Source organism: Denitraticella aggregata (assembly GCF_048158365.1).
Lineage (GTDB): Bacteria > Pseudomonadota > Gammaproteobacteria > Burkholderiales > Rhodocyclaceae > Azoarcus_F.
Genome location: NZ_JBLLNL010000009.1, coordinates 113,089 through 132,426, shown reverse-complemented (window position 1 = coordinate 132,426; position 19,338 = coordinate 113,089). Strand labels below are relative to the sequence as shown.

At 63.8% G+C, this 19,338-nt stretch carries 22 protein-coding genes; 5 read left to right on the top strand and 17 right to left on the bottom strand.

The window, feature by feature from the left end; translation table 11 throughout:
* The first annotated feature begins 112 nt into the window (after positions 1-112).
* Both ACKVEX_RS12385 and ACKVEX_RS12380 read left to right on the top strand, forming a co-directional pair.
* A complete protein-coding gene (locus ACKVEX_RS12385) occupies positions 113-1,138 on the top strand; it encodes a hypothetical protein (RefSeq protein WP_473216043.1) in 1,026 nt (341 codons plus the stop codon).
* Positions 1,139-1,334: 196 nt separating this feature from the next.
* Complete coding sequence (locus tag ACKVEX_RS12380; protein WP_473216042.1) at positions 1,335-2,384, top strand: 2Fe-2S iron-sulfur cluster-binding protein; 1,050 nt, start codon at positions 1,335-1,337, stop codon at positions 2,382-2,384.
* Between the two features lie 58 nt (positions 2,385-2,442).
* On the opposite strand, the gene ACKVEX_RS12375 is transcribed toward ACKVEX_RS12380, so the two are convergent.
* The 6 genes from ACKVEX_RS12375 to ACKVEX_RS12350 all read right to left on the bottom strand — a co-directional run bounded on the left by ACKVEX_RS12375 (position 2,443) and on the right by ACKVEX_RS12350 (position 6,998).
* Positions 2,443-2,637, bottom strand: coding sequence for a putative motility protein (locus ACKVEX_RS12375; protein ID WP_473216041.1), 195 nt, complete (start codon positions 2,635-2,637; stop codon positions 2,443-2,445).
* Positions 2,638-2,646: 9 nt separating this feature from the next.
* Positions 2,647-3,132: a YajQ family cyclic di-GMP-binding protein gene (locus ACKVEX_RS12370; protein WP_473216040.1), complete on the bottom strand. Its 486-nt coding sequence runs from the start codon at positions 3,130-3,132 to the stop codon at positions 2,647-2,649.
* A gap of 27 nt (positions 3,133-3,159) precedes the next feature.
* On the bottom strand, positions 3,160-3,387 hold the full coding sequence (locus tag ACKVEX_RS12365; RefSeq protein ID WP_473216039.1) for a DUF2788 domain-containing protein: 228 nt from the start codon (positions 3,385-3,387) through the stop codon (positions 3,160-3,162).
* Positions 3,388-3,426: 39 nt separating this feature from the next.
* Complete coding sequence (locus ACKVEX_RS12360) at positions 3,427-4,656, bottom strand: argininosuccinate synthase (protein WP_473216038.1); 1,230 nt, start codon at positions 4,654-4,656, stop codon at positions 3,427-3,429.
* Between the two features lie 232 nt (positions 4,657-4,888).
* Positions 4,889-5,815 carry an ornithine carbamoyltransferase gene (gene argF, locus ACKVEX_RS12355; RefSeq protein WP_473216037.1) on the bottom strand — a complete coding sequence of 309 codons (927 nt, stop codon included), beginning with the start codon at positions 5,813-5,815 and terminating at the stop codon, positions 4,889-4,891.
* A gap of 10 nt (positions 5,816-5,825) precedes the next feature.
* The gene (locus ACKVEX_RS12350) at positions 5,826-6,998 is read right to left on the bottom strand and encodes an acetylornithine/succinylornithine family transaminase (RefSeq protein ID WP_473216036.1); all 1,173 of its coding nucleotides are present in this window, start codon (positions 6,996-6,998) and stop codon (positions 5,826-5,828) included.
* Between the two features lie 266 nt (positions 6,999-7,264).
* On the opposite strand from ACKVEX_RS12350, the gene ACKVEX_RS12345 reads away from it, so the two are divergent.
* On the top strand, positions 7,265-7,555 hold the full coding sequence (locus tag ACKVEX_RS12345; protein WP_473216035.1) for a DUF3579 domain-containing protein: 291 nt from the start codon (positions 7,265-7,267) through the stop codon (positions 7,553-7,555).
* A 186-nt stretch (positions 7,556-7,741) separates the two neighbouring features.
* Here the strand turns inward: ACKVEX_RS12345 and rpsT are convergent, their stop codons facing one another.
* Positions 7,742-8,008, bottom strand: coding sequence for a 30S ribosomal protein S20 (rpsT, locus tag ACKVEX_RS12340; RefSeq protein ID WP_473216080.1), 267 nt, complete (start codon positions 8,006-8,008; stop codon positions 7,742-7,744).
* Positions 8,009-8,173: 165 nt separating this feature from the next.
* Between rpsT and murJ the strand changes: the two genes are divergently transcribed.
* Both murJ and ACKVEX_RS12330 read left to right on the top strand, forming a co-directional pair.
* Positions 8,174-9,712 (top strand): murein biosynthesis integral membrane protein MurJ, encoded by a 1,539-nt coding sequence (gene murJ / locus ACKVEX_RS12335; RefSeq protein WP_473216034.1) that lies wholly within the window; start codon positions 8,174-8,176, stop codon positions 9,710-9,712.
* 50 nt (positions 9,713-9,762) lie between these two features.
* The gene (locus tag ACKVEX_RS12330; protein ID WP_473216033.1) at positions 9,763-10,392 is read left to right on the top strand and encodes a YbhB/YbcL family Raf kinase inhibitor-like protein; all 630 of its coding nucleotides are present in this window, start codon (positions 9,763-9,765) and stop codon (positions 10,390-10,392) included.
* Between the two features lie 53 nt (positions 10,393-10,445).
* Here ACKVEX_RS12330 and ACKVEX_RS12325 read toward each other — a convergent pair whose 3' ends face one another.
* The 10 genes from ACKVEX_RS12325 to ACKVEX_RS12280 form a co-directional block, all read right to left on the bottom strand.
* Positions 10,446-11,693, bottom strand: coding sequence for a 6-phosphofructokinase (locus ACKVEX_RS12325; protein ID WP_473216032.1), 1,248 nt, complete (start codon positions 11,691-11,693; stop codon positions 10,446-10,448).
* Between the two features lie 86 nt (positions 11,694-11,779).
* On the bottom strand, positions 11,780-12,433 hold the full coding sequence (gene adk / locus ACKVEX_RS12320; RefSeq protein ID WP_473216031.1) for an adenylate kinase: 654 nt from the start codon (positions 12,431-12,433) through the stop codon (positions 11,780-11,782).
* Positions 12,434-12,495: 62 nt separating this feature from the next.
* The gene (gene kdsB, locus ACKVEX_RS12315) at positions 12,496-13,272 is read right to left on the bottom strand and encodes a 3-deoxy-manno-octulosonate cytidylyltransferase (protein ID WP_473216030.1); all 777 of its coding nucleotides are present in this window, start codon (positions 13,270-13,272) and stop codon (positions 12,496-12,498) included.
* Positions 13,269-13,463 (bottom strand): Trm112 family protein, encoded by a 195-nt coding sequence (locus ACKVEX_RS12310; RefSeq protein WP_473216029.1) that lies wholly within the window; start codon positions 13,461-13,463, stop codon positions 13,269-13,271. The genes kdsB and ACKVEX_RS12310 overlap by 4 nt, the downstream gene beginning before the upstream one ends.
* Positions 13,444-14,457 carry a tetraacyldisaccharide 4'-kinase gene (gene lpxK / locus ACKVEX_RS12305; protein WP_473216028.1) on the bottom strand — a complete coding sequence of 338 codons (1,014 nt, stop codon included), beginning with the start codon at positions 14,455-14,457 and terminating at the stop codon, positions 13,444-13,446. The genes ACKVEX_RS12310 and lpxK overlap by 20 nt, the downstream gene beginning before the upstream one ends.
* Positions 14,458-14,499: 42 nt before the next feature.
* Entirely contained in the window at positions 14,500-14,922 is a 423-nt protein-coding gene (locus ACKVEX_RS12300) for an ExbD/TolR family protein (RefSeq protein ID WP_473216027.1), read from the bottom strand.
* A gap of 9 nt (positions 14,923-14,931) precedes the next feature.
* The gene (locus ACKVEX_RS12295; protein ID WP_473216026.1) at positions 14,932-15,540 is read right to left on the bottom strand and encodes a MotA/TolQ/ExbB proton channel family protein; all 609 of its coding nucleotides are present in this window, start codon (positions 15,538-15,540) and stop codon (positions 14,932-14,934) included.
* A 145-nt stretch (positions 15,541-15,685) separates the two neighbouring features.
* Positions 15,686-17,683 (bottom strand): TRAP transporter permease, encoded by a 1,998-nt coding sequence (locus ACKVEX_RS12290; protein ID WP_473216025.1) that lies wholly within the window; start codon positions 17,681-17,683, stop codon positions 15,686-15,688.
* On the bottom strand, positions 17,680-18,183 hold the full coding sequence (locus ACKVEX_RS12285; RefSeq protein WP_473216024.1) for a DUF1850 domain-containing protein: 504 nt from the start codon (positions 18,181-18,183) through the stop codon (positions 17,680-17,682). Before ACKVEX_RS12285 ends, ACKVEX_RS12290 begins: the two co-directional genes overlap by 4 nt.
* Before the next feature lie 12 nt (positions 18,184-18,195).
* The gene (locus ACKVEX_RS12280) at positions 18,196-19,158 is read right to left on the bottom strand and encodes a TAXI family TRAP transporter solute-binding subunit (RefSeq protein WP_473216023.1); all 963 of its coding nucleotides are present in this window, start codon (positions 19,156-19,158) and stop codon (positions 18,196-18,198) included.
* Between the last annotated feature and the right edge of the window lie 180 nt (positions 19,159-19,338).

Genomic DNA, 19,338 nt, shown 5'->3' with positions numbered 1-19,338 from the left:
CGGCTTATTTTGCTGTTTCTTGATCCAGGTCAACTTTTATTTTCGCCCATGGCCTCATCGTAACGTCTGTACGGGCACACCCGTCGACAGACCCTGAATCGAGGAGACATGAATGGCCAAGAACGAAAAACTGGCGCTGGAACAGGAATTCCCGCCCGCAACCGCGCAACCGAACATCTACCCGCTGTCGTGGAACGCGCAGACGACCAAGATGGAGGAAGTCTGGGACGCGGCGCAGCGCGAGAACTGGGACCCGAAGAAGCTGCCCTGGGATACGCTGGACGTGGAGTCGTACTCATGGGAGGAGCGCGAGGCGATCGCCTATTGGTGGACGCTGCTGTCGGTGTTCGACGCGTCCGCGCCACCGGTGTTCGCGGCTGCCTTCATCAAGACCTACGAAGACCACGAGGAGGATCCGGTGCGGCGCTGCTTCTTCTCGGTGACGCGCGACGAGCAGAATCACGAGCAGATGTGCGGTCTGGCGATCACCAGGTTCCTCGGACATCCGGATCCGATCACCTACGCGCCCAAGACCGAGCTCGGCAAGCGTCTGCAGAAGAATGCGAAGTGGCTGTACTACAACGGCGGCCGCTACTGGAACGGCTACAAGCAGGCGGTCCCCAAGTACTCGCTGGCGGTGCTGTTCTCGTCCTTCCTGATGGGCGAGATCGCGGCCGCGACGATCTTCAAGCAGATGTACGACAACTCGCGCGAACTCGTGTTCAAGGAGGCCTTCCGCAACATCGGACGCGACGAGGGCCGCCACATGGCGATCTGCATGGCGCTGATGGAGCGCGACTATCCTAGGCTGGCCGCCGAAGACAAGGCGACCGTCACCAAGCAGATCCGTGCCGGCTACCTGTTCCTGTCCGCCGTGCTGTTCGAACCACCGATGGAGTTCTGGGACCTGCCCGAGGATTTCATCGACAATCAGCGCGAAGGCGAGGAAGTGGCGCGCGGGGCCGGTTTCGGTATCCCGACCTACGAAGCCAAGAAGGAAAACTGGCGCAATGCGATGCTGAACCTGAAGGGCGTGCTCGACCGGTACGAGATTCCGTTCCCGGCGATCCCGGAAGTCGGCATCACGGGCCAGGAAATGTCCGACTCCGACATGGAAGACATCATCCCGGTGTTCTGAATGTCCTTTCGCGGCTTGCGCCGCTCCCACAAGCGGTCGACGCCAAGACGGGTATTGCTGTGGGAGCGCCGCGAGGCACGAAGCGGCGTGTGGGGTTCAGGATCCGCTGTATTCGCGGCTTGCGCCGCTTATACGGGGTTCGGGAAAGCACCGACCGCTCCGACCGTTTTGTCACGCCTCCCCCAACAGGTTAGCCATGCAAAAGATACGCCTTCATCCGTCCGGCCGCGAAGTGGAATGCCTTGGCGGCGATACCGTCCTGGCCGCCCTCGAGAAGGCCGGCTATGCACTGCCCAACAATTGCCGCGCAGGCGCCTGCGGGGAGTGCAAAGTCAAGGTATTGTCCGGCCACTTCGACCAGGGCATGGTGCTCGACATGGCCCTGTCGCAGGAAGAGCGCAAACAGGGCTTCGGTCTGATGTGCATGGCCAAGCCGCTGTCCGAGGAACTGGTGATCGAATGGGGCACCGACGACGCCAAGCCCAAGCTCTTTCCGCCGCGCGAGGACCAGCGCTACGTGGTCACCGACCGCATCCAGCGTACGCCCCGCATCGTCGAGATTCATTTTCGCCCGGTCGGACCGGTGATGCGCTACTGGCCGGGTCAGTACGTGACGATCGGTGACGAACGTTCGGGCGCCCCGGCCCGCTGCTACTCGATCGCGAACGCGCCGCGGCCCGACGGCGAGATCATGGTGCAGGTCACCCGCATGGACGACGGTGTCACCAGCAAATGGATGCACGAACAGGTCGGGATCGGGGAACTGGTGAAGATCTCCGGCCCCTATGGCACGTTCATCGGCGATCCTTCAGTGGAGACGCCGGTCCTGTGCATCGCCGCCGGTTCCGGACTCGCGCCCATCCTGTCACTGGCCGAAGCGGCCCTGCGGCGCGGGTATCGCAAACCGGTCACGTTGCTGTTCTCGGCCCGCATCGCAGACGACCTGTACGACTTCGGTCTGATGAAATACTGGGAAACCAAACACCGCAACTTCACTTACAAACCGACGCTGACCCGCGAACGGCGCGACGGCATGTTGCAGGGCCGGATTCCGGACGTGCTTCCGAGCCAGTTTCCGGACCTGTCCAAGCACAGTCTGTTCATCGCCGGAAGTCCCGAATTCGTCGCGGACTGCGTGGCGGCGGCGAAGAAGCTCGGCGCCCGGGACGAACTGATCCATACCGAGGGTTATTTCGGTCAGGCCCAGCCGCAAACGGCACCGGAGAGCCACCTGGTGAGCAGCTGACGCGTCGAACATCGCCGGACAGGCCGGCATCCGGCCGGAACGGTTTTGCGCCGAACGCTCACGCCCAGATGTCGATGCGGGTGCCGACCGTACCTGACGGCGCCTGAACCGGGGCGGGCAAGGCCTGCAGCAACTGCAGCGCCTGGGCCTGCTGCAAGTCCAGCGTCTTGCGCAGAATCGACAGCGACGCCTGCGCCTGAACGTTGGCGAGCTTCAGCGTCGATATCGCGGCGGCGGCGCTGGAGACCTCCATGGATTGAGGTCAATCCCTGAAGTTGCCGTATTGCAGCGGGAAGTCGGTGATCTCCTTCTTGACCAGAGCAATCGCGTCCTGCAACACGTCGCGCTTGGCGCCGGATACCCGCACCGCATCACCCTGTATCGCGGCCTGCACCTTGAGCTTGCTGTCCTTGAGCAATTTGACGATCTGTTTGGCCAGATCCTGCTCGACGCCGACCCGCACCTTGAGTTCCTGCTTGACCTTGTTGCCGCCGACCTTCTGCAGATCGCCGTAATCGAGGCAGCGCACGTCGACCTTCTTGCCGGTCATCTCGGGCAACAGGATCGCTTTCATCTGGTCGAGTTGAAAGTCGCTGTCCCCGAACAGCGTCAGCACCTTCTCGTTCTGCTCGATACGCGCATCGGTGCCCTTGAAGTCATACCGGTTCGTGATCTTGCGATTGGCCACATCGACCGCATTGCGCAACGCAACCAGATCGACTTCGGACATCACGTCGAATGAAGGCATGGTTCCCTCCCCGGCTCAGCCGTAATATCAGATACCCAGAAAACGCTCGATCAGCGCCTTGGACACGAAGCCCAGAAAGCCGAGACCGAGCGCGAGAAACATCCACACCGTACCGTACTTGCCGGCCTTGGATTTCCAGGCCAGGTTGCCGATGATGAAGATCATGTAGAGGATCAGCGCGGTCAGCAGCACCTTCAGCGAGATCGACTCGAACTGGGCGACCGTCAGGCCGAAGATGATCGGTTCATTCCCCATCGACGCATTCCTCAGGACATGGTATTGGCTGCGACGTGATCAACCCCTTTTCAGCCTGGCGTTCGCTTCGATCCTCATGCGCAGCGCATTGAGGCGAATGAAACCGTGCGCATCCTTCTGGTCGTATGCACCGGCGTCGTCCTCGAAGGTCGCGATGGTCGGATCGAACAGCGAATCGGTCTTGGAGTCGCGCCCGGTGACGATGACGTTGCCCTTGTACAGCTTGAGCCGGACCCAACCGTTTACGGTCTGCTGCGTGGTGTCGATCAGCGCCTGCAGTGCGCGGCGCTCCGGGCTCCACCAGTAACCGTTGTAGATCAACGACGCGTAACGCGGCATCAGATCGTCCTTCAGGTGCGCGACCTCGCGGTCCAGCGTGATCGATTCGATCGCACGATGGGCCTTGAGCAGGATGGTCCCGCCCGGCGTCTCGTAGCAGCCACGGCTCTTCATGCCGACGTAGCGGTTCTCGACCAGATCGAGACGGCCGATACCGTGCTTGCCGCCGAGCTGGTTCAGCTTCGCGAGCAACTCATGCGCCGCCATGCGGGTGCCGTCGATCGCGACCAGGTCACCCTTCTCGAACTCGAGGTCGATGTATTCGGCCGCATCGGGTGCGGCCTCCGGCGACACCGTCCAGCGCCACATGTCCTCTTCGGCTTCCGCGGCCGGATTCTCGAGATGACGGCCTTCGAACGAGATGTGCAGCAGGTTCGCATCCATCGAGTAGGGCGACCCGCCCTGCTTGTGCTTCATCTCGATCGGGATGCCGGCCTTCTCGGCATAGGCGAGCAGCTTCTCGCGCGACAGCAGATCCCATTCGCGCCACGGCGCGATGACCTTCACACCCGGCATCAGCGCGTAATAGCCGAGTTCGAAGCGCACCTGATCGTTACCCTTGCCGGTCGCACCATGCGAGACCGCATCGGCCCCGGTCGAACGCGCGATGTCGATCTGGCGCTTGGAGATCAGCGGCCGCGCGATCGACGTGCCGAGCAGATACTCGCCCTCGTACACCGTGTTGCCTCGGAACATCGGGAACACGAAGTCGCGCACGAACTCCTCGCGCAGATCGTCGATGAAGATGTTCTCCGGCTTGATGCCGAACTGTAGCGCCTTCTGGCGCGCCGGCTCGAGTTCCTCACCCTGACCGAGATCGGCGGTAAAGGTGACGACCTCGCAGTGATAGGTATCCTGCAGCCACTTCAGGATCACCGAGGTATCCAGACCGCCCGAATAGGCGAGTACGACTTTGTTGACTTCACTCATTGTGCTTTCCGATCGATTGACGGCCCGCGAATACGAGCCCCTGTTGCTGTCAGATACTCGCGCTCAGTTGTGAACTCGGCCCAGTACCAGGTATTCCATCAGTGCTTTCTGCGCATGCAAGCGGTTTTGGCTGCGCCGAAACTGGGTCACTTTGCCTCCACCTTGCCCAGTACCAGGTATTCCATCAGTGCTTTCTGCGCATGCAAGCGGTTTTGGCTGCGCCGAAACTGGGTCACTTTGCCTCCACCTTGCCCAATACCAGGTATTCCATCAGTGCTTTCTGCGCATGCAAGCGGTTTTCAGCCTCGTTCCAGACGACTGACTGGGGGCCGTCGATGACGTCGGCGGTGACCTCCTCGCCCCGGTGGGCGGGCAGGCAATGCATGAACAACGCATCGGCCTTGGCCTGGGCCATCATGTCGGCATCGACGCACCAGTCGGCGAAGGCCTTGCAGCGCGCTTCGTTCTCCGCCTCGAAACCCATCGACGTCCACACGTCGGTGGTGACCAGGTCGGCACCCTTGCACGCCTCCATCGGGTCGCTGAACTGCTCGAAATGGTCGGTTCCATACAAGCCCGCCCGTTCCGGTTCCACCTCGTAACCGGGCGGGGTCGACACATGCACATTGAAGTCCAGCACCTCGGCGGCCTGCAGCCAGGTGTTGCACATGTTGTTCGAGTCACCGATCCAGGCGACGGTCCTGCCCTGGATCGGACCACGATGTTCGATATACGTGAAGATGTCGGCCAGGATCTGGCACGGATGGTATTCGTTGGTCAGCCCGTTGATGACCGGCACGCGCGAGTTCTGAGCGAATCGCTCGATGATGTGCTGCTCGAAGGTACGGATCATCACCAGGTCGCTCATGCGCGACATGACCTGCGCCGCGTCCTCGACCGGTTCGCCGCGTCCGAGTTGGGAGTCACGCGTGTTCAGGTAGATGGCCGAGCCGCCGAGCTGATGCATGCCCGCCTCGAAGGACAGGCGTGTGCGTGTGCTCGCCTTTTCGAAGATCATCACCAGCGTGCGATCGAACATCGGATGATAGGGTTCATAACGCTTGAACTTGTCCTTGATCCAGTGCGCGCGCGCAAACAGGTGTTCATACTCGTCGCGGCTGAAATCCTTGAACTGCAGATAGTGTCTGAGCGAAGTCATCGCGCAGTCCTCACTTTTCGAGAAGCGTCCGGATCAGCGGCGCAAGCAATGACACCAGTTTTTGCGCGTCCTGCTCGCTGAAGGTCAGCGGCGGGAGCAGACGAATCACGCGCTCGGCTGTCACGTTGATCAGAAGGCCCGCGTCGAGTGCCTGCCTGACCAGGTCGCCACACGGCCGATCGAGCTCGATTCCGATCATCAGGCCGCGTCCGCGAATATCGACGATGCCCTTCACACCGGACAAGGCCTCGTGCAGGCCCGAGCGGATCGATTCGCCTACGGCCACCGCATTGACCATCAGGCCTTCGTCCTCGATTGTGGCCAGGGTCTCAAGGCCGGCGGCGCATGCGAGCGGATTGCCGCCGAACGTGGACCCGTGGTTACCAGGACCGAACAGACCGACTGCTCGACCGGATGTCATGCAGGCTCCGATTGGCACGCCCGAGCCCAGACCCTTGGCCAGCGTCACCACGTCAGGCCTGACACCGGCCTGCTGGAAGCCGAACCAGTGTCCGGTCCGCCCGACCCCGCACTGGACCTCGTCGCACATCATCAGCCAGCCGCGCTCGTCGCAGACCCCGCGCAACTGACGCTGAAAGTTTTCGTCCGCAATGTGGATGCCGCCCTCGCCCTGGATCATCTCCAGCATCACCGCGACCACGTTGCCGTTGTGCTCACCCACCCTGCGGATCGCGTCGATATCCTTGTATGGCACGCGCAAGAAACCCGCCACCAGCGGTTCGAAACCAGCCTGCGTCTTGCGGTTGCCCGTAGCCGACAGTGTAGCCATGGTGCGGCCGTGGAAGGCATTCTCCATCACGATGATGGTCGGCAGTTCGATGCCCTTGCGGTGGCCATACATGCGTGCAAGCTTGATGGCTGCCTCGTTGGCCTCACAACCGGAGTTGCAAAAGAACACCTCATCCATGCCGGACAATCCGGCCAGGCGGTCGGAGAGTTCCTCCTGCAACGGAATCCGATACAGGTTGGACGTATGCAACACACAGGCGGCCTGTTGCGCGATCGCACGCACGAGGCGCGGGTGATTGTGACCCAGCGTGGACACCGCAATGCCCGAGAGCCCGTCCAGGTAGCGCCTGCCTGTTTCATCGAAGAGCCAGGAGCCTTCGCCGTGCGTGAATGCAACCGGCAACCGTGCATAGGTGTTCATGATGTGCGACATGAAGGGCCCCGATCCGTATGTTCCAGAAACGCACACGGCGGCTGGCGCCGCCGTAGATGTTCAAGGCTCTGATATTAAGCGAAACCACCCCGAAAGTATAGATTCCGGGCCTTTCGCAGCCGATCGCCGCCGTTCGCACGAGACCATGGCCGACACGAAGGTCATTGCGTTTTCTGGTAGAATTGCGCCCTGTTGTGCGGTGCGGCATCCCCGACGCGCGGGCTCCAAGCCGACCGGTACTGCAGCTGCGATCAACGGCGTGGGATATGAACCAGAACATTCAGAGCTTCGTCATCGTCGGGGTCACGCGCGAAGGCAAGAGATTCCGTCCGAGCGATTGGGCGGACCGGCTCTGCGGCATCATGTCGGCCTTCGGGGCGGACCATCGCATGACCTACTCGCCCTTTGTGCGCCCGGGCGGCAATCTTCGCGGCGACAAGACGGTCGTGGTCGACGCCCGCCTCTATGAGGTCGAGCCGCTCGCGTACAAGTTTCTGGTCAATTTCGCGAACGACAACAATCTTCAGATGGAGCCGCTGGACGAAGCGCAGATCTGAAAAGCACCGCAGATCCCGAGGCGGTGCGCCCTGGCTTACGAACCGAATCCCATTCACCCACCCACGTGCGCCGAGCGTGCCGGACGCAGCCCCGGGGCACCGCGGCGGGAGCCGACCGTGGAACGGACAGGAACGGCGAAAAGAAACGGCGACCGAAGTCGCCGTTGTTGTTCCATACCGGATCGATCAGGCAGACATGGCCTTGATTGCGGCGGACAGGCGGCTCTTGTGGCGCGAGGCCTTGTTCTTGTGAATGATCTTCTTGTCCGCGATGCTGTCGATGGTGCTCATCGAGCTGCGAAAAACCGCTTGAGCGGCTTCCTTGTCGCCACCCAGAACGGCCTTTTGCACAGCCTTCACTGCAGTGCGCAGACGCGAACGCAGGCTGCCATTGTGGGCGCGGGCTTTCACTGCCTGACGTGCGCGCTTGCGGGCTTGTGCCGAATTGGCCATAAGTATTCTTCCGTTCGTTGATTCGGTAAAGCACGTGATTTTAAACTGCTCCCGCATCGAACGCAACCGTTGTCGATATGACGCGACGACCCGTCCGCGATGCTGCAGCAACATGCCCCATTCGATGGCTAACCGTTATGATGACGCTTTTTTTCGATCGCCTGAATGAATCTGCTGCGCGCTCTGGTCACCGTCAGCGGCATGACCCTGATCTCCCGCATTCTGGGCTTCGTGCGCGACTTCGTGATCGCACGCAGCTTCGGCGCGGGCATGGCGACCGATGCCTTCTTCGTCGCGTTCCGCCTGCCCAACCTGCTGCGCCGGATGTTCGCCGAGGGCGCGTTTTCACAGGCCTTCGTGCCGATCCTGGCCGAATACCGCAACCGGCGCGGCGAAGCGGATGCACATCAGCTGATCAACCGGGTCGCGACCGTGCTCGGCCTCGTGGTTGCGCTGATCTCGCTGCTCGGCATCGTCGCCGCACCAATCATCATCTACGTGACCGCGCCCGGTTTCTCGAGCGAACCGGACAAGTTCGCACTGACGGTCGAACTGACCCGCATCACCTTCCCTTACATCCTGTTCATGTCGCTGGTCGCGCTGGCCGGCGGCGTGCTGAACACCTGGAGCCGCTTCGCGATTCCGGCCTTCACGCCCGTGCTGCTCAATCTGAGCTTCATCGTGATGGCCTTGTTTGCCGCCCCCTTGTTCGACCCGCCAGTTTTGGCGCTGGCGTGGGCGGTCTTCATCGGCGGCGTGTTGCAGCTGCTGCTGCAGTTGCGCCCCCTGGCGCGCATCGGCATGCTGCCGCGCTTCGACCTCAAGTTGTCCGACCCCGGCGTGAGACGCGTCGTCACGCTGATGCTGCCGGCCATGCTCGGCGTGTCGGTGGCGCAGGTGTCGCTCGTGATCAACACCATCTTCGCGTCTTTTCTGCAGAGCGGCAGCGTGTCGTGGCTCTACTACGCCGACCGCCTGATGGAGTTTCCGGCCGGCTTGCTGGGCGTGGCGCTCGGGACCATCCTGCTGCCCAGCCTGTCGAAACTGCACGCGGACAACCAGCCCGAAGCCTTTTCCTCCATGCTCGACTGGGGCCTGCGTCTGACGCTGATGCTGACCCTGCCGGCAGCGCTGGCGCTGGCGATGCTGGCCGTACCATTGATCTCCACGCTGTTCCACCACGGCGCATTCTCCGCCGATGACGTGATGCAGACCCGGCTCGCGCTGGTCGCCTACAGCGTGGGGCTGACCGGTCTGATCATGGTGAAGATTCTCGCCCCGGGCTTCTACGCACGCCAGGACATCCGCACCCCGGTCAAGTTCGCGGTAATCACGCTGATCGCGACCCAGTTGATGAATCTCGCCTTCATCCTTCCGCTGCAACACGCCGGGCTCGCGCTGTCCATCGGTCTGGCCTCACTGCTCAATGCCGGCCTGCTGCTGCGCGGCCTGCTCAGGCGTGGGGTGTTCCGGCCACAGCCTGGCTGGATCGGATTCGGTGCGCGGATCGCGCTCGCGCTGGTGGCGCTCGGGGCCGTGCTGTGGTTCGGGATGGGCACTGAAGCCTCGTGGCTGGACCAGGGTGCGCTGGAGCGCGCGCTACGGCTCGCGTTACTGGTCGGCGGCGGCATCGTGACGTATTTCGCGAGCCTGTTCGCGTTTGGATTCCGGCTTCGCGATTTCAGGAAGCGCGCGGCCGGGTAGAATCCCGATGGACGTCCCGAAGAACATCCAAAACGCAGGAGACACTGAGCATGAAACTGACCAGCAGCAGCTTTGCCGATGATGCGCGCATTCCGGGCGAATTCGCGTTCTGCATCCCGGCCCAGGAAGGGCACGTGTGCCTCGGCAAGAACCTGAACCCGCAACTCGCCTGGCACGACGTGCCGGCCAGCACCCGTTCCTTCGTGCTGAGCTGTCACGACCCGGATGTGCCCAGCAAGGGCGACGACGTCAACCAGGAAAGTCGCAGCGTGCCGGCCAGCCTGCCGCGTGTCGACTTCTTCCACTGGGTCCTGGTCGACATCGCCGCGCACACCCGCGAGATCGCGCAGGGCAGCTTTTCGGCCGAAGTCACCCCCGGCGGCAAGTCGGGCCCCGGCGCGGCAAACGGCACGCGGCAAGGTATCAACGACTACACCGCATGGTTTGCCGGGGATGACGCGATGAAGGGCGATTACCATGGCTATGACGGCCCCTGTCCGCCGTGGAACGACGAACTGCTGCATCACTATGTGTTTACGCTGTACGCGCTGGACGTGGAGCGCTGCCCGGTCGAAGGCCGCTTCGGCGGGGCCGATGTGCGCCAGGCGATCGAGGGTCATGTGCTCGCTCAGGCCACGCTGACCGGCACGTACAGTCTGAACCCCGCCGTATCGGGCTGATCCGGCGATCCCCGCGCGGTCACACTGCGCGGCCGACCGCCCGCATACCGGCATCACGCCAGAAATCGGCGCTCGAGCGATTCAAAGCGAAAGCGCCGGTAGTCCGGCATGCCTTCCGAGAACGGCGGCATGCGCTCACCGGCGATCAGCGGACGCAGATACGCGCGTGCGGCGTCGGTGACATGCAGCCCGTCCGCTCGAATGTATTGCGCCGGCACCAGTCGCTCGAGATTGGCCACGCGTGACACCGGGACCGGCTCGACACTCCACGCGTAAGGCTGGTTGGATTCGCGCCGGATGGCGACCATCACGCCATCCAGACCGGCCAGTGCATACTCGACCGCAGCCTCGCCGACCGCGCAGGCGTGGGCATGATCGTTCGCCGACACGAGGTGGCCTGCCGAACGCTGCAGGTAATCCGGGATCGACCAATGGTCCTTGTAGCCGAACGCGGCATGAATGGATCGCGCGATGCACTGCCCGGCGCCACCGAGCTGGACGTGGCCCTTGCGGTCGTGAGACTGCTCCATGACCAGCGAACCGTCGGCGCGGCGAATGCCCTCGGATACCGTGATCGCACAATAGCCGAGCCGCTCGACCGTCTCCCCGACCCGGGCCAGGAACGCGGATTCATCGAACGGTACCTCCGGCATCAGGATGATGTGCGGTGGCTCGTCCCGGTCGCGCGAGGCCAGTGCGGTCGCGGCCGCGAGCCAGCCCGCATTGCGGCCCATCACCTCGAGCACGAAGGCGCGACCGACCCTGCTGGCCATGGCCTGCAGATCGCGACCGGCTTCGAGCATGGACGTCGCGACATACTTGGCGGCCGAGCCGAAACCCGGACAACAGTCGGTGCCCTCCAGATCGTTGTCGACCGTCTTCGGCACACCGACGCAAACCAGCGGGTAGCCCCGCGCGCGAGCCTCGCCCGACAGTTGGGCCACTGTATCCATCGAACCGTTGCCGCCGTTGTAAAGGAAGTAACCGATGTCGTGGGCGGCGAACACGCCGAAGAGCCGGTCGTACTGCTCCGGATTGTCGGCTGGCGCATCGAGATCGAAACGGCAGGAACCGAACACCCCGCCCGGCAGGTGAAGCAGCGCGTCGAGGTCGTCCTCGCTGAGCGCCGCGGTGTCGATCAGGTCTTCGTCGAGTGCGCCGAGGATTCCGTTCCGTCCGGCCAGCACGGTGCCGACCGCATCCGGACGGGCGCGTGCCGCCCGGATCACGCTTGCCGCCGTGGCATTGATCACGGCGGTGACGCCACCCGACTGACCGTAGAACAGGTTTCGTGTCTTCATGGCTCCCAATGGACAGGGCGCGGCGAACGACGGAGGTCCCGTCGATCACCGCGCCCTGAGCGTAAGGCCCCAGTCTCGGGCGGCGCTTACTTCAATGCGTCGAACGCGCGGGCGGTGATGTCCTCGACCGCACCGAGACCGGCGATCTTGCGAACCTTGGGCGCGGTCGCGTCACCGGACTCCGCCCACTTGGAGTAGTACTCGACCAGCGGCTTGGTCTGCGCGTGATAGACCTCCAGACGCTTCTTGACCGTGGCTTCCGTGTCGTCGTCGCGCTGAATCAGCGGTTCGCCGGTCACGTCGTCCTTGCCTTCGACCTTGGGCGGGTTGTACTTGACATGGTAGGTGCGTCCGGACGCGAGATGCACCCGGCGGCCACTCATGCGCTCCACGATCTCGGCATCGGGCACGTCGATCTCGAGCACGAAATCGAGCGGCACGCCCGACTCCTTCATCGCATCGGCCTGCGGAAGGGTCCGCGGGAAACCGTCGAACATGTAGCCGGCCTTGCAGTCGTCCTGCTGCAGCCTGTCCTTGACCAGCCCGATGATGATGTCGTCGGAAACCAGGCCGCCCGAATCCATGACCTTCTTGGCGGCGATACCGAGCGGTGTGCCGGCCTTGACCGCCGCGCGCAGCATGTCACCGGTGGAGATCTGCGGAATGCCGAATTTCTCCTTGATGAAGTTGGCTTGCGTGCCCTTGCCGGCCCCCGGCGGTCCCAAAAGAATCAGTCGCATCCTTACCCTCCCGTGTCGTGGCTCACGTCAGGCGGCCACTTGTTCATGTTGAACTGCGAAACTTACTTCAGACCCTGCACCGGGTCAAACGCCCGCCTGACCCGCTCCAGATCTTCCTGGGTGTCGACTCCGGCTACCGGTGCGTGTTCGATGCGCGAAACCGCGATCCGGTGGCCATGCCAAAGCACCCGCAACTGCTCCAGCGCCTCCCAGTGCTCGAGTGGCGATGGCGCGAGATCGGCGTAACGGCGCAGGAATGCGACCCGGTATGCATAGATGCCGACATGCCTGAGCACCGGCAATCCGTCGGGCAATTGGGCACGGTTCAGCGCGAACGCGTCACGTGCCCACGGAATCGGCGCCCGCGAGAAATAGAGCGCGAAGCCGGCCGCATCGCACACCACCTTCACCACGTTGGGATTGAACAGGGCGTCGGCATCTGCCAACGGGTGCGCGGCGGTCGCCACCGCGGCCTGCGGCGCGGCATCGAGCGCAGCCGCCACGCCGCGGATCAGCGCCGGTTCGATCAAGGGTTCATCGCCCTGAACGTTGACCACGATATCGTCATCCGCCCACGCACGCGCCTCGACGACTTCGGCGAGCCGGTCGGTGCCACTGGCATGATCGGCGCGCGTCATCAGCACGTCGCCCCCGCAGGCGCGCACCGCATCGAACACATCCGCGTGATCGGTAGCCACACAGACCGAACGCGCACCGGCACGGCTGGCGCGCTCGAGGACCCTCACCACCATGGGCCGGCCGTGGATGTCTGCCAGCGGCTTGCCGGGAAGTCGGGTCGACGCGTGACGCGCCGGGATCACGACATGAAAGCCGTTCATCGCTTGCGCAATGCGTCTACATCTTCGGCACTCATGTGCCTCGCCTCCTCCTCGAGCATGACCGGGATACCGTCGCGAATCGGGAAGGCGAGACGATCCGCCTTGCACACGAGTTCCTGCCTGTTCTTCAGAAAGTCGAGCGGACCCTTGCAGATCGGGCACACCAGGATTTCAAGCAGCCTCGCGTCCATGCTTCAGTTTCTCCAGTATTGTGTCTTGCATGCCCGGCTCGATGCGAGCGGCCACCGGTAGAACCCAGGCATCGGCCAGCGCAAAGATTACGCATTTTACCGCATCCTTGGCCGTCATGATGCGCGGAGCATCCTCGTCGAACGCGAGATCCGCAGCCTCGAAGCGATGATGATCCGGGAAGGCATGCGGCACGACGTCCAGCCCCGCTGCGGCCAGCTGCGCAAAGAAGCGCTCGGGCCGTCCGATTCCGGCGATCGCGTGCACCCGGCGACCCGCGAAGGACGACAGCGGCACGCTATCGTCCGGTGCGCCCAGCCGCTGCAGCTGCTCGCCGGCCAGGCGCATGCGTTTGACCGGCGTCGTCCCGCAACGGGACACCAGCGCGGGATCGAGCACCCCGTGTGCGACCACCACATCGCAATCGGCCAGCCGGGACAGGCCTTCGCGCAGCGGTCCGGACGGCAACAGCCAGCGGTTGGCGAGCGTATCCGGATCGACCACGACGACCTCGATGTCGCGCTGCAGCCGATAGTGTTGCAGGCCGTCGTCGGACACAAGTACATCGCATTCCGGATGATCGGCAAGCAATCGGGCCGCGGCGGCCGGCCGATCGGCACCGACCGCGACCGGACAGCCACAGGTGCGCGCAAGCAGCACCGGTTCATCCCCGTAGCGCGCCGGGTCGGCGTCGGCATCCACCATCGTGACGCCTTCGAACGCACCGCCGTAGCCCCGACTGACGATACCCGGACGATAACCGGCGCCGCGCAGCGCATCGATCAGCCATTGCACCACCGGCGTCTTGCCGCTTCCGCCGACGGCGATGTTGCCGACCACGATCACCGGGACGGGCAGTCTCACCGAGGCGAGAACGCCGTGACGGAACAGGCTGCGCCGGACAGACACAAGGAGCCAGAAAAGCGCGGCCAGCGGCAGCAGACACATGGCCGCCAGCGAGCGAGACTTCCAGAAGGCGGGCGGCTTCTGCGGCATGGTTGGACGCGTCCGATGCGGACCGAAAACCGGATCGGGTCTTCAGTCCTGTGGCGACTGTATCGCGAAGGTGATCTGCGGCAGACCGGCCTGCTGCGCCGCCTGCATCACATCGATCACGCTCTGGTGGGAAGCCTGTGCATCCGCATTGATCACGATGACCGGATCGCCGGCGCCGGGCGTCACGGCCCGGCCGAGCGCGGCCGCGACCGCCGGGATCCCGCGCGACCCGACCGGCGTGCCGTCGATGATGACGTCCCCGGCAGCGGTCACCGCGACCGTGATCTCATTGGCCGGGGCCTCGGTCGCTTCCGCATCCGCGGTCGGCAGATTGATCTCCAGGCCCGACACCTTGGAGAAAGTGGTCGTCAGCATCAGAAAGATGATGATGACCAGCACCACGTCGATCAGCGGTATCAGATTGACCTCGGGCGCCTCCTGGCGGCTGCCGCGCTGGAAGTTCATCGCGCCGGCCTACGCTCTGCGCTCGCCATGCACGACCTCGACCAGCTTGATCGCCTGCTGCTCCATGTCGATCACCAGGCTGTCGACCTGCGCGCGGAAATGACGCCAGAAGATGGTGGCCGGGATCGCGATGATCAGCCCCAGGCCGGTCGTGTTGAGCGCGATCGAGATGCCCTGGGCAAGCTGCTGCGGGTTCGCTCCGCTGACACCCTGCGACGCGAAGATGTCGATCATGCCGATGATGGTGCCGAACAGCCCGAGCAGCGGACTGATGGCGGCGATGGTGCCGAGTGAGGTGAGGTAGCGCTCCAGCTCGTGCGCCACCGCGCGACCGGTCTCCTCGATCGACTCCTTCATGATCTCGCGCGAGCTGCTGACGTTGCGCAGGCCCGCGGCGAGCACCTTGCCGAGCGGGGAATGGGCCGCGACCTCTTTCGTCATCTGCGTGGTCACGCCATGCATGCGCAGATCGGCCAGCACGTCGTCGAGCAGACCCTGCGGACAGACCTTGACCTGTCTAAGGCTGATCGAGCGTTCGATGATCAGTGCGACCGCGATGACCGATGCCAGCAGCAGGGGCCAGATCGGCCATCCGGATGCTTCAATGATTGCGAACACGCACCCGTTCTCCCCAATCCGAAAGCCGGAACTCTAGCGCTCGACCGGGCTAAGGGCAAGCTCCGTCCCGATCCGGCGTGCCCGCGCACACGCATCACCGGTGGCGAGCATCGGCATCGGGCGTCGATGCGCGGTGGCTGCCAAGTCAGGCCGGAGCGGCTTCGCGTCGGGACGCGATCCAGTTCAGACCGAGCAGGGCGATGATCGTGCCGAGCCCGGACGCCTCGAACATGAAGCTGGGGTAGAAGATCGCGATCGTCGCCGGCACGATCAGCAGGCGCGACAGCAGGCCCATCCGCGTAAACAGGTAGCCTTCGAGCGCGGCCGCGAAAGCCGCCAGCGCACAGACCGCGATCACCACGTTCCAGATGACCACCAGCAGCGGACCGCCCATGATCAGTTCCTGATTGAACACCATGAACAGCGGAATCAGGTACAGGCCCTTGGCAAACTTCCAGGCCTGGAAGCTGGTTTCCATCGGTTTACTGCCCGCGATCGCAGCGCCGGCGAAACCCGCCAGCGCGACAGGCGGGGTCACGTTGGAGTCCTGCGAATACCAGAACACCACCAGGTGCGCGATCAGCAACGGGATGCCGAACTCGTTCGACAGTGCCGGCCCCACCAGCACGATCAGCACGATATAGGCCGCGGTCACCGGCAGTCCCATGCCCAGGATCAGGCTCGCGATGATCACCATCAGCAGTGCGAGCACGATGTTGCCGCCCGAGAAGGCCATCATCATCGACGAGAACTTGAGGCCGAGCCCGGTCAGACCGACCACGCCGACGATGATCCCGGCGATCGCACAGGCCATGCTGACCGGCACCGCATTGCGCGCGCCCAACGACAGCCCCTCGATCAGCAGGCGCAGGCCGTTGACCATCATCGCCCGGATGCGCGCCCAGTCCACCGGATGTCCATGACGCGGACCGATGACGAAGAACCACACCAGATAGCGCAGCACGGCGACCCCGACCACCGACACCACCGCGTAGTAACCGACCCGCATCGGCGACATGTGCATCGCCAGCAGATAGACCAGCACCACCAGCGGCACGACGAAATGCCAGCCGTCGCGCATCACCTGCCGCACCGACGGCAACTCGTCGGCGGTCATGCCCTTCATGCCCTGCTTGAGCGCAATGATGTGCACGAACAGATACACGGTGCCGAAATACAGGATCGCCGGAATGATGCTGACCTTGACGATCTCCAGATAGGGCACGCGCGTGTATTCGGCCATCAGGAAGGCCCCCGCGCCCATCAGCGGCGGCATGATCTGCCCGCCGGTACTGGCCGCGGCCTCGATGCCGCCGGCCTGTGCGGGCCGGTAGCCGAGGCGCTTCATCAACGGAATGGTGAAGGCGCCGGTCGTGACCACGTTCGCGATCGCGCTACCCGAGATCGAACCCATGCCGGCCGAAGCGAGCACTGCCGCCTTGGCCGGCCCACCGCGCTGACGTCCGGTGGCCGCATAGGCCAGATCGATGAAGAATTTGCCGGCACCTGTCACCTCCAGAAAGGCGCCGAACAGCACGAACACGAAGATGAAGGTGGCGGCGACGCCGAGCGGCAGGCCGAACAGGCCCTCCTGGCCCAGATACAGTTGTCCGATCAGACGTTCCACCGAGTTGCCGCGATGCGACAGGATCCCCGGAAGGTAATCCGCGAGCCATGGCAGTGCACCGCGCGGACCGGCCAGTGCATAGACGATGAACACGACCGCGATGATGGTCAGCCCGATGCCGACCGCGCGACGACAGGCCTCGAGCACGGTCACGATCGCGATGCAGCCTACGATGATGTCGGTCTGGTTCCAGAACCCGGCGCGCGCGATGATCGCGTCGAGGTTGTAGGACAGGTAGAAGCCGGTGAGGATGGCACCGGCGAAGAACGCGATATCGATGATCCCGCCGAGGATGCCGCGCTTGCGCCCCGAGCCGAAGACCGGGTACATCAGGAACACCAGCATCATGATCAGCGCGATATGGATGCTGCGCTGATAGAACAGACCCATTTGCTGGATGCCGGCCGAGTAGAGCTGGAACAGCGACAAACCCACCGCGACCACCGTGATCAGCAGGAAGATCGGCCGGAAATGGCTGCCGCTCGGCCCGAGCAGTGAATGTTCTTGCTGGCTCATGGTGTCCTCATGGGCACAGGCCCTTCACTCGAATCGAAGAGGCTGATCTGCACCCGCCGATGTTCCGCGACCGCGCTCAGACTGAACTGCCCGGCGGCGTGTTCGATGCGATGATCGACCGCCGCACTGCCCACGCGCAGGCGAAGACGGTTGTCCGGCACCGGTTCGTCGATCGCCTCGATCCGGTAGCCGCCGCGCGCGTCCGCGACCATCGTGCCACGGCCTTCGTAATGACCGAGACCGGCAGCGAAATCGGGCTGATGACTGGAATCGAGCACCAGCGTGGTTGACCGGCGAACGAAACAGTCGCGAACCGGAAAGCCGGCCACCGAGTGGTTCCAGACCAGGCACCACTGTTCACCGTCGCGGACCTCGAAGGCGGTCAGCAGGGTGCCCGTCTCGTCCGTCACGACGATGCGCGCATCGGCCGTCGCCTGCCCTGAAATCGAAAACGCGAGCGCGAGCACCAACCCGCACCCGCGCATCGCGCACGAAACCATGCGCCCTGTCGGTCAGGGCTTCAGGCGGTCAGGCACCGCTGCGCCGATCTCCTCGTAGTAGCGCAGCGCGCCGGGGTGAAGCGGCACCGGCGTGGAGGTCAGGCTGAACTCGACCGTGGTGTCGTTGGCCGCCGGATGGATCGCGATCAGCTCTGCGGTCTTCTCGAACAGGACCTTGGTGATTGCATAGGCCGTATCGTCGGACATGTCGGCACTGACCACCAGCACATTGGGGATACTGATCGTATTCACCGGCTGGTCCACCTTGTCATAGATGCCGGCGCGCAGCGTGTAGGGCGCGAACACCGGCTCCGCCTTCTGCGCATTCGCAATCTCCTCTGCGCTGAGCGGGACGAGTGCGATGTCGCGGGTCGCGGCGAGGTTCATGATCGAACTGGTCGGAGGCCCGACGCTCCAGAACCCGGCATCGATGTCACCGTCGCGCAACGCATCGGCCGTCTCGTTGAAGTTCAGCCGCTGAATCGCCTTGTCCTCGTAGCTCAGGCCGTTGGACTCGAGCAGCGTCTTGGCGTTGACCTCCGTGCCGCTGCCCGGGGCGCCGACCGACACCCGCTTGCCGCGCAGGTCCTGCAGACTGGTAATGCCCGAGTTGGCCAGCGTGACGATCTGGACCGCGTTCGGATAGATCGAACCGATCGCGCGGGCAGCGCTGATCTGGCGACCCTCGAAGCGTCCGGTACCGGTGTAGGCCTGATAGGCCGTGTCGGCCAGCACCAGCGCCAGGTCGGAGTCACCGCGGGCGATCAGCCCCATGTTCTCGACAGACGCGCCGGTGACCTCCGCAACCGCAGAGTGACCTTCGATGTGCCGATTGATCAGTTCCGCGATGCCGCCCCCGATCGGGTAGTACACGCCGCCGGTTCCGCCGGTCGCGATGGACAATTGCTGCTGGGCTCCGACCAGCGGTGCCGCCAGCGCGAGCGCGGACGCGCACAGAAATCGCTTCACTCTCATTCGAATGTCTCCTTCTTCAGTTATGAATATCGCTCGGCGCCGCCCGGCAATCCTGCCAGCCATCGTCCTGAGGGAGCGTATCGTTTCGACGCCCGCGGCCATGATGTGTGTTCAGCACCGTTGATTGGCCAATCTAGCGCAGCGTCTGCGGTCACGAAAATAGGTACAAACCCGCCCTTC

Bases quoted from the DNA above. Each gene is read 5' to 3' on its own strand.
- ACKVEX_RS12375 (WP_473216041.1), bottom strand. From the start codon at position 2,637: ATGGAGGTCTCCAGCGCCGCCGCCGCGATATCGACGCTGAAGCTCGCC.
- ACKVEX_RS12385 (WP_473216043.1), top strand. From the start codon at position 113: ATGGCCAAGAACGAAAAACTGGCGCTGGAACAGGAATTCCCGCCCGCA.
- ACKVEX_RS12285 (WP_473216024.1), bottom strand. From the start codon at position 18,183: ATGGTTTCGTGCGCGATGCGCGGGTGCGGGTTGGTGCTCGCGCTCGCG.
- lpxK (WP_473216028.1), bottom strand. From the start codon at position 14,457: ATGCCGCAGAAGCCGCCCGCCTTCTGGAAGTCTCGCTCGCTGGCGGCC.
- ACKVEX_RS12360 (WP_473216038.1), bottom strand. From the start codon at position 4,656: ATGAGTGAAGTCAACAAAGTCGTACTCGCCTATTCGGGCGGTCTGGAT.
- adk (WP_473216031.1), bottom strand. From the start codon at position 12,433: ATGCGACTGATTCTTTTGGGACCGCCGGGGGCCGGCAAGGGCACGCAA.
- ACKVEX_RS12290 (WP_473216025.1), bottom strand. From the start codon at position 17,683: ATGAGCCAGCAAGAACATTCACTGCTCGGGCCGAGCGGCAGCCATTTC.
- ACKVEX_RS12325 (WP_473216032.1), bottom strand. From the start codon at position 11,693: ATGAAGACACGAAACCTGTTCTACGGTCAGTCGGGTGGCGTCACCGCC.
- ACKVEX_RS12380 (WP_473216042.1), top strand. From the start codon at position 1,335: ATGCAAAAGATACGCCTTCATCCGTCCGGCCGCGAAGTGGAATGCCTT.
- murJ (WP_473216034.1), top strand. From the start codon at position 8,174: ATGAATCTGCTGCGCGCTCTGGTCACCGTCAGCGGCATGACCCTGATC.
- ACKVEX_RS12300 (WP_473216027.1), bottom strand. From the start codon at position 14,922: ATGAACTTCCAGCGCGGCAGCCGCCAGGAGGCGCCCGAGGTCAATCTG.
- ACKVEX_RS12350 (WP_473216036.1), bottom strand. From the start codon at position 6,998: ATGTCGCACATCATGAACACCTATGCACGGTTGCCGGTTGCATTCACG.
- kdsB (WP_473216030.1), bottom strand. From the start codon at position 13,272: ATGAACGGCTTTCATGTCGTGATCCCGGCGCGTCACGCGTCGACCCGA.
- ACKVEX_RS12345 (WP_473216035.1), top strand. From the start codon at position 7,265: ATGAACCAGAACATTCAGAGCTTCGTCATCGTCGGGGTCACGCGCGAA.
- ACKVEX_RS12330 (WP_473216033.1), top strand. From the start codon at position 9,763: ATGAAACTGACCAGCAGCAGCTTTGCCGATGATGCGCGCATTCCGGGC.
- rpsT (WP_473216080.1), bottom strand. From the start codon at position 8,008: ATGGCCAATTCGGCACAAGCCCGCAAGCGCGCACGTCAGGCAGTGAAA.
- ACKVEX_RS12370 (WP_473216040.1), bottom strand. From the start codon at position 3,132: ATGCCTTCATTCGACGTGATGTCCGAAGTCGATCTGGTTGCGTTGCGC.
- ACKVEX_RS12280 (WP_473216023.1), bottom strand. From the start codon at position 19,158: ATGAGAGTGAAGCGATTTCTGTGCGCGTCCGCGCTCGCGCTGGCGGCA.
- ACKVEX_RS12310 (WP_473216029.1), bottom strand. From the start codon at position 13,463: ATGGACGCGAGGCTGCTTGAAATCCTGGTGTGCCCGATCTGCAAGGGT.
- argF (WP_473216037.1), bottom strand. From the start codon at position 5,815: ATGACTTCGCTCAGACACTATCTGCAGTTCAAGGATTTCAGCCGCGAC.
- ACKVEX_RS12365 (WP_473216039.1), bottom strand. From the start codon at position 3,387: ATGGGGAATGAACCGATCATCTTCGGCCTGACGGTCGCCCAGTTCGAG.